The sequence below is a fragment of the Streptomyces sp. NPDC005566 genome (assembly GCF_040605575.1).
Taxonomy (GTDB): domain Bacteria; phylum Actinomycetota; class Actinomycetes; order Streptomycetales; family Streptomycetaceae; genus Streptomyces.
This window is the reverse complement of the sequence record NZ_JBEXDB010000049.1, coordinates 1-5,940: the sequence shown is the minus strand read 5'-3', so window position 1 is coordinate 5,940 and position 5,940 is coordinate 1. Positions and strand designations below refer to the sequence as shown.

Below are 5,940 nucleotides of genomic sequence, written 5' to 3'. Positions count from 1 at the left end.
GAGGCGGTTCGTGGTGGTGTGGATGTGACGGTGGCGGATATCGACTGGGAGCGGTTTGTTCCCGGGTTCGTGTCGGCGCGTCCCAGTCGTCTGCTCGCGGAGCTTCCGGAGGCGGTCGGTGTGGTGCCGGTGTTGCCGGCAGGTGGCGGTGGGCCGGGCTTGCGGGAAGAGCTTGAGGGTGTGCCGGAGGGCAGGCGGCGTCAGGTGCTGCTGGATGTGGTCCGGGCTCAGGCCGCTGTTGTGCTTGGTCATTCCGGGGTGCAGGCGGTGGAGCCGGATCGTGCGTTCCGGGATCTGGGCTTCGACTCGTTGATGGCGGTCGAACTGCGCAACCTGTTGTCCGCGCGGACCGGGCTGCGACTGCCCACCACCCTCGTCTTCGACCACCCGACGCCTGAAGCCCTCGTCGACCACCTCCGCACGGAGCTCACCCCCGGCGAAGCGCAGCAGGCGGCCTCGGTGGCCGAGGAGATCGACCGCCTCGAGACGTCCCTGCTGATGCTGTCCCGCGCCGAGGGCGAACGGTTCGACGTCTCGGGCCGGCTGCAGGCCCTCCTGACGAACTGGCGTAAGGGCACTGCCCCGGACGAAGAGTCAGTCGCCGACGACGTGCTGGATCAGGCGGCCAGCGCCGACGAAGTACTGCAGCTGATCCAGAAGGAATTCGGGGGACCGCAGTGAACAGCGTTCAGACACCTCCCGTGAAGGGCAACGGCCATGGCGGATGAAGTACAGCTCCTCAATCAGCTCAAGTGGATGACCACGGAGCTGCGCCAGGCCCAGCGGTCGCTGCGGCAGGTCGAGGAACGCGAACACGAGCCGATCGCCGTTGTCGGTGTCAGCTGCCGTTTCCCCGGTGGCGTCCGCTCCCCGGAAGACCTCTGGCGGCTGGTCCGCGACGGCGTCGACGGCATCGGCGACTTCCCGGACAACCGTGGCTGGAGCGACGAGGGCGACTTCGTCCGCCAAGGCGGCTTCCTCCACGACGCCGACCGGTTCGACGCGTCGTTGTTCGGGATATCGCCGCGCGAGGCGCTCGCCATGGACCCGCAGCAGCGTCTGCTGATGGAGTCGGCCTGGGAGGTCTTCGAGTCCGCCGGGATCGACCCGAGGTCACTGCGGCGCACCCGGACCGGCGTCTACGTCGGCACGAACGGCCAGGACTACGCGTCTCTGCTGAACGCGGACGAGGCGGAGGGGTACGTCTCCACCGGCGCGAGCGCCAGTGTGATCTCCGGCCGGGTGGCCTACGCGTTCGGGCTGGAGGGCCCGGCGGTCACGGTGGACACGGCGTGCTCGTCGTCGCTGGTGGCACTCCACCTGGCGTCGCGGGCGCTGCGGTCGGGGGAGTGCGGCCTGGCCCTGGTCGGCGGTGTGACGGTGATGTCCACCCAGGCTGCGTTCGTGGAGTTCGACCGGCAGGACGGTCTGGCCGCCGATGGCCGCTGCAAGGCGTTCGCGGCAGGGGCCGACGGAACGGGTTGGGGCGAGGGCGTCGGCCTGCTGTTGCTGGAGCGGCTGTCGGATGCACAACGCCATGGACACCGGATCCTCGCAGTGGTCCGGGGCAGTGCGATCAACCAGGACGGTGCGAGCAATGGTCTGACGGCGCCGAACGGTCCCTCGCAGCAGCGGGTCATCCGCCAGGCTCTCGCCAACGCTCGTCTCACCGGCGCCGACGTCGACGTCGTCGAGGCGCACGGGACCGGGACGCGGTTGGGTGACCCGATCGAGGCGCAGGCGCTGCTGGCGACGTACGGTCAGGATCGGGGCGAGGCCGGTGAGCCGTTGTGGCTGGGGTCGGTGAAGTCGAACATCGGTCATACCCAGGCTGCGGCGGGTGTCGCGGGTCTGATCAAGATGGTCATGGCGATGCGGTACGGCGTGCTGCCGGCGACGTTGCATGTGGATGAGCCGTCGCCTCAGGTGGACTGGTCGGCGGGCGCGGTGGAGCTGCTGACGGAGGCGCGTTCCTGGCCGGAGGCAGGTCGGCCGCGGCGTGCGGGCGTCTCGTCCTTCGGGATCAGCGGCACCAACGCGCATGTGATCCTTGAGCAGGCTCCGGAGCCGGAGCCGATCGCTGTGACGCGGCAGGCGCCCGGGCTCGTGCCGTGGGTGGTGTCGGCGAAGTCAGAGCCCGCGCTGCAGGCGCAGGCGGAACGGCTGCGGGAGTTCGCGGCCGAGCGTCCGGAGCTGGATCCGGTGGACGTCGGCTGGTCGCTGGCGACGACGCGTGCCGCGCTGGAGCACCGCGCGGTGCTGTCCGGGGAGGGGGCGCTCGCCACCGGTGTCGCGAGCGAGGGCGGGACCGCGTTCCTTTTCACCGGCCAGGGTTCCCAGCGTGCGGGTATGGGCCTGGGCCTGTATGAGGCGTTTCCGGTGTTCGCTGAGGCCTTCGACGCAGTGTGTGCCCGGCTCGACGCTCGGCTGGAGCGTTCACTGCGCGAGGTTCTGACCGATGGGGTCGGTCTCGATCAGACGATGTGGGCGCAGGCGGGCCTGTTCGCTCTCGAGGTCGCCCTGTTCCGGCTGGTGGAGTCCTGGGGGGTCACCCCGGACGTGCTCCTGGGCCACTCCCTGGGTGAGATCAGCGCCGCGCATGTGGCCGGAATCCTTGATCTGGACGACGCATGCGTTCTGGTCGCGGAGCGCGGCCGGTTGATGCAGGCGCTGCCCGCCGGCGGTGGCATGCTCGCCGTCGAGGCAACCGAAGCCGACGTCGCCGACTCCGGCCTGGACCTCGCCGCCGTCAACGGCCCGAACTCCGTGGTCCTCTCCGGCACCACCGAAGCCATCGAGCTCTACGCGGCCGGGTGTGCGGCCCGTGGCTTGCGGTTCAACGTGCTGTCGGTGTCGCACGCGTTCCACTCCGCGCTGATGGAGCCGATGCTTGACGAGTTCGCAATCGTCCTGTCCGGGCTGACCTTCCACCCGGCCGACATCCCGATCGTGTCGAACCTGACCGGTGCGGTGGCCGAACCCGGTGTCATGCAGCGGCCGGAGTACTGGCTCAACCAGGTGCGGCAGGCGGTTCGTTTCGCCGACGGTGTCACAGCCCTCGAAGCCATGGGCGTGACGCGGTACCTGGAACTCGGCCCCGACGGCGTTTTGTCCGGCATGGCACAGGAGACCGTCACGAGCGCGGAGTTCGTCCCCGTCCTACGCAAGGACCGGGACGAGACGGACACTGCCTTGGGCGCGGTCAGTCGTCTGTGGACGTCCGGAGTCGACGTCGAATGGACGAAGCTGTTCGCCGGCTGGGGCGGCAGGGTCGTTGATCTGCCGACGTATGCGTTCCAGCAGCAGCGGTTCTGGCCGCAGCCGAACCCGGGCGCCGGGGACCTGGCCGCTGTCGGCCTGACGAGTGCAGGGCATGCTTTGCTGGGCGCGACAGTAGCGCTCGCCGATGGCGATGCGGTGGTGCTGACCGGCCGGCTCGCGTTGGGTGCGCAGTCCTGGCTTGCAGATCACCTTGTGCTGGACCAGGTGGTGGTGCCTGGTGCCGCATTGGTGGAAATGGTTCTGCGGGCCGGTCAGGAGGTGGGCTGCGGTCTGCTTCGGGAGCTGGTGCTGCGGGCGCCGCTGGTGCTGCCCGAGTCCGGAGGCGTCCAGGTCCAAGTGTGTGTCACCGGGCCGAATGAGTCCGGAGACAGGCCGGTTGAGATCTACGGCCGGGTGGACAGCACGGACGAGTGGACGTTGCATGCTGCGGGTTCGCTGGCTGAACAAGCCGGCGCGGAGGCTGACTTCGACCTGAGTGCCTGGCCGCCGCAGGGCGCGCATGCCGTGGATGTCGACGGCTTCTACGAGGCGTTGGCCGGGGTGGGCTTCGGTTACGGCCCGGCGTTCCAGGGTGTTCAGGCGGCCTGGCGTGACGAGTCCGGTGTGTACGCCGACGTGGTGCTGCCGGAGCCGGGTGTGGGCCAGGTCGACAGATTCGGCATCCACCCGGCGTTGTTGGACGCCGCACTGCATCCGGCCAATCTCCTGTCCGAAGGGCCGGGGGAGCAGAAGCCCCGGCTGCCGTTCGCCTGGTCGGGTGTGGAGCTGTTCGCGGTCGGGGCGACCACGTTGCGCGTGGCCATCCGCCCCGAGGGCGAAAGCATCACCGTTCAGGCGGCCGACGGGACCGGTATGCCCGTCGCGGTTGTCCGCTCTCTGGTGTCGCGGGCGGTGTCGGCGGAGCAGTTGTCGTCGGCCGGGCACGCGGACGAGGCGCTGTTCGCGGTGGAGTGGGTGACGGTGCCGCCGGGTGCTGGTGCTTCCGGCGAGACGCCGGAGGTTCCGGCGTGGACGGTGCTGTCGGCGGCCGGTGACGGTCCGGTTGAGCAGGTGCTGGGTGAGGTCCTGCGGGGTGTGCAGGAGTGGCTGGCTGACGAGGGCACGTTCGGCTCACGCCTGGTGGTGCTGACCCGCGGCGCGGTCCCGGCCGATGACGGTGAAACCGTCGACCTCATGGGTGCGGCGGTGTGGGGGCTGGTGCGCTCGGCGCAGTCGGAGCACCCGGAACGCATCGTCCTGGTCGATGCCGACCCGGCCACCGAAGAGCGGCTTGACCTTGCGCTGCTGGCCGGCGTCGACGAGCCGCAGGTCGCCGTCCGTGACGGTGCGCTGCTGGTGCCCCGTCTGGCGCGGGCCGTGAGGGGCGGGCTGGTGCTGCCGGACCACACCTGGCGTCTGCTGCCCGGTACGGACGGCACGCTGGAGTCTCTGCACATGGAGACGGCCGGCACGTTGCCGCTGGAAAGCGGCCAGGTGCGGGTCGAGGTCCGTGCGGCGGGTGTGAACTTCCGTGACGTGCTCCTCGGGCTGGGCATGTACCCGGAGCCCGGTGTGATGGGTTCCGAAGCGGCCGGTGTGGTCGTCGAGGTGGGCCCTGACGTCGAAGACCTTCACGTCGGGGACCGGGTGTTCGGCTTCTTCACCGGTGTGTTCGCCGCCGAGGCGGTGACGGACCGGAAGTTGCTGGCCCGCATGCCCGAGGGCTGGTCGTGGGCGCAGGCGGCGTCCTTGCCGGTGGTGTTCGCGACGGCCTGGTACGGGCTGCAGGGCCTGGCCGGGGTCAGGCCCGGTGAGTCGGTGCTGATCCACGCGGCGGCCGGCGGTGTCGGCATGGCCGCGGTACAACTGGCCCGGCACTGGGGCCTGGAGGTGTACGCCACCGCCAGTCCCGGCAAGTGGCCCACCCTCATCGCCAACGGGATCGACCCCTCACGGATTGCTTCTTCCCGCGACCTCACCTTCGAGGAGCGCATCCGGACCGCGACGGACGGGCAGGGCATCGACGTCGTCCTCAACGCCCTGGCGGGCGAGTTCGTGGACGCCTCGCTGAGGCTGCTGGCGCCGGGTGGCCGGTTCCTGGAGATGGGCAAGGCTGACGTCCGCACCGGTCTTGACGTCCCGTACTTCGCGTTCGACCTGTCGGATGCGGGTCCGGAGGGCATGGGCCGGATTCTCGCCGAGGTGGTCGCGCTGTTCGAGCAGGGTGTGCTCGAACCGTTGCCGCTGACGGTGTGGGACGTACGCGAGGCGGTCACCGCCTGGCGTCACATGGCGCAGGCCAAGCACATCGGCAAGAACGTCCTGTCCTTCCCCGCCCGTCCGAACCCGGACGGCACCGTACTGATCACCGGAGGCACCGGCACCCTCGGTGGACTCCTCGCCCGCCACCTTGCCACCGAACACGGCATCCGCCACCTTGTGCTGCTGTCCCGCCGTGGCTCTGACGCGCCTGGCGTGTCCGATCTGGTCGCAGATCTCGCCGAGCTGGGTGCCCAGGCACGGATCGTGGCCTGTGACGCCGCCGACCGCGACGCTCTCGCTGCCGTCCTCGCGGGCATCCCGGCCGAGGCTCCGCTGACCGGTGTCGTGCATGCGGCGGGTGTCCTCGACGACGGTGTGTTCACCGCCCTGACCCAGGAGCGTCTGGAGACGGTCCTG

Annotated in this window: 2 protein-coding genes; both read left to right on the top strand. The window is 70.0% G+C overall.

Annotated features, from left to right (window positions below; all coding sequences use genetic code 11):
• A partial coding sequence (locus ABZS61_RS34575) for a beta-ketoacyl reductase (RefSeq protein WP_356430427.1) occupies positions 1–681 on the top strand: 681 nt, incomplete at its 5' end.
• A gap of 36 nt (positions 682–717) precedes the next feature.
• Positions 718–5,940, top strand: a 5,223-nt coding sequence (locus ABZS61_RS34570; protein ID WP_356430424.1) for an SDR family NAD(P)-dependent oxidoreductase, incomplete at its 3' end; no start/stop codon positions are given.